Source organism: Mycobacterium sp. TH-M106, from assembly GCF_057473765.1.
In genome coordinates, this window is sequence record NZ_JBYCLE010000154.1 from 1 (window position 1) to 2,749 (window position 2,749).

Annotated in this window: 2 protein-coding genes; both read left to right on the forward strand. The window is 66.1% G+C overall.

Features of this window, described 5'->3' with window-relative positions; genetic code table 11:
• Window positions 1-292 precede the first annotated feature (292 nt).
• Window positions 293-1,798 (forward strand): IS21 family transposase, encoded by a 1,506-nt coding sequence (istA, locus tag AC2VOP_RS05560; protein WP_486960023.1) that lies wholly within the window; start codon window positions 293-295, stop codon window positions 1,796-1,798.
• Window positions 1,795-2,589 carry an IS21-like element helper ATPase IstB gene (gene istB, locus AC2VOP_RS05565; protein WP_486960024.1) on the forward strand — a complete coding sequence of 265 codons (795 nt, stop codon included), beginning with the start codon at window positions 1,795-1,797 and terminating at the stop codon, window positions 2,587-2,589. Before istA ends, istB begins: the two co-directional genes overlap by 4 nt.
• Window positions 2,590-2,749: the final 160 nt, after the last annotated feature.

Here is a 2,749-nt window from a genome sequence, read left to right on the forward strand (position 1 = left end):
CACGAAGAACAACTCCGCAAGCTCACCAAATCAGCACCCCGACGATGAACCATTCCGCCCGACACCGCGACTCCATGAGCCCGGATTAGCCGGTCAAAGCTTCGATAACGCCCTGGCCGAGACGGTTGTCCGTGGCCATGTAAAAGTCCCCATTGGTGGCCAGGTGTAGGTCCCCGCTGATGGCCAGGTAGCAGTCCCCACTCCCTTGCTTGTCGTGTTGATCCGGGGAGCTCGTGGCCTGGGCGGTGACGGTGATAGCGCCAACTGTCACTGCACCGCCCAGGGAGTTCCATTGAAGTCTGCGAGGGAGAATATGAACATCGTCTCGACGTATCGGGAAGTCGGAACGTATCGAGGTGCCGCCGATCTGTGCGGTACGACGCATAAGACGGTTAAGCGGGTGGTCGAGCGGGCCGAGGCCGGCGGCGAGCCGCCGGCGCGGGCACCGCGTGCCCACAATTTTGATTCCGTGGTCGACCTGGTCGCTGAGCGGGTGGAGAAGTCGGCGGGCCGGATCTCGGCCAAGCGACTGTTGCCGATCGCCCGTGCAGCTGGTTATGAGGGCTCGGCGCGTAACTTCCGGCGTCTGGTAGCCGCGCAGAAAGCGTTGTGGCGCAAGGACCATCACCGAGGGCGCCGTCCTGGGGTGTGGTCACCGGGTGAGTATCTGGTCATCGATTGGGCCGAGGTCGCCCCGGGGTTGTTCGCGTTCTGCGCGGTGCTGGCCTTTTCGCGGTGGCGGTTCGTGCGGTTCGCCGCCGATCAGAAGGCCACCACCACGATGGCGATGATCGCCGAGGCGCTGGCCGTGATCGGCGGGGTGCCGGCCAAGGTGCTCGCCGACCGGATGGGCTGTTTGAAGGGCGGGGTGGTCGCCAATGTGGTGGTGCCGACCGCCGATTATGTCCGGTTTGCCACCCACTACGGTTTCCGCCCGGATTGGTGCCATGCCAACGATCCGGCCTCCAAGGGCATCGTGGAGCACCTGTGCGGGTATTCCCAGCGTGACCTGGTGGTTCCACTGCTCACCGAGGCGCAGATCGCCGGGGTGCCGGTGAGCCTGGCGACGGCCAATACGGCCGCCGCAGCGTGGTGTGTGGAGGTCAACGCCGCGGTGCATTCGGAGATCGCCGCGGTGCCTGATGAACGGCTGGCCACCGAACGGCAGGTGCTGGCATCGTTGCCGTCGCTGCGGCCCGAGATCGGCGCCGCGTCGGTGACCCGCAAGGTCGACCGGCTTTCTTGCATCCGCTACGGCTCGGCGCGCTACTCAGTACCTGTCCGGCTGATCGCGACGGCCGTCAAGATCGTGATCGACCACGGCGCGCTGATCGTCGTTGAACCCGCCACTGGGGCGATCGTGGCTGAACATGAGCTGGTCGCACCCGGCGAAACGTCGATCCTCGATGAGCACTATGACGGGCCACGTCCGGCACCCAGTCGTGGGCCGCGCCCGAAAACCACTGCGGAGAAACAATTCTGCGCACTCGGCGAGGACGCTGAAGCCTTCTTGATCGGTGCTGCCGCGATCGGCAACACCCGGCTCGGCTCGGAGCTGGAGATCCTGCTGGGCCTGGGCGCCGCCCACGGCGAGAAGGCGTTGGTTGCCGCCCTACGACGGGCAGTGGCCTTCAAACGGTTCCGGGCCGCCGACGTGCGCTCCATCCTGGCCGCCGGCACCGGCACCCCCCAACCCCGCCCCGCCGGGGACGCGCTGGTGCTCGACCTGCCGGTCGCGGCGACCCGCTCTCTGGACGCCTACAAGATCACCGCCAGCCGTGACGGGAGCCGGCCATGAGCACAACGGGTACGAAAACTGTTGCTCCTACCAGTATTCCGCCGCTGGCGGCCGATCTCGATGCGGGGTTGCGGCGGCTGAAACTGGCCGCGGTGCGTCACAGTGCCGCTGAGGTCCTGCTGACCGCCAAGACCCAGCGCTGGACCCCCGAGGAGGTGCTGCGCACCCTGGTCGAGGCCGAGATCGCGGCCCGTGATGCCTCCAACGCCGCCAACCGACTCAAGGCCGCTGCTTTCCCGGTCGTCAAGACCCTCGATGGCTTCGACGTGACGGCTTCTTCCATCCCACAGTCCACCGTTGATTACCTGACCAGCTTGGAATGGGTTCGCGCCCAACATAATCTGGCAATTATCGGCCCGCCTGGCACCGGAAAGAGCCACGTCCTGATCGCCCTAGGCCACGCCGCCATCGCAGCAGGCCACAAGGTCCGCTACTTCACCGCCGCCGACCTGATCGACACCCTCTACCGCGGCCTGGCCGACAACACCGTCGGCAAAATCATCGACACCCTGCTGCGCTCCGATCTCGTCATCTTGGACGAGATCGGATTCGCCCCGCTCGATGACACCGGCACCCAGCTGCTGTTCCGGCTCGTTGCTGCTGGCTACGAACGCCGCTCACTGGCGGTCGCCTCCCATTGGCCGTTCGAGCAATGGGGCCGCTTCCTGCCCGAGCACACCACCGCCGCCAGCATCCTCGACCGGCTCTTGCACCACGCCACCGTGGTCATCACCGACGGCCAGTCCTACCGCATGCGCCACGCCCACCACAAACAAGGAGGTAACCGCTGAACTAGCCCGCAAGGGGTGGGGACTTTTCCTGGCCACCAGCGGGGACTTCAACTTGGCCATTGACAGAGACGCTGGCCTACATCGGTCGGCTGCGCTCGACCGGCGCCGTGGAGCGGCGGATCCGGTCCGACGGCGTTTACGAGTGGTACTGCACCAACTG

Coding starts and splice junctions, on each gene's coding strand:
- istB (WP_486960024.1), top strand. CDS start 1,795: ATGAGCACAACGGGTACGAAAACTGTTGCTCCTACCAGTATTCCGCCG.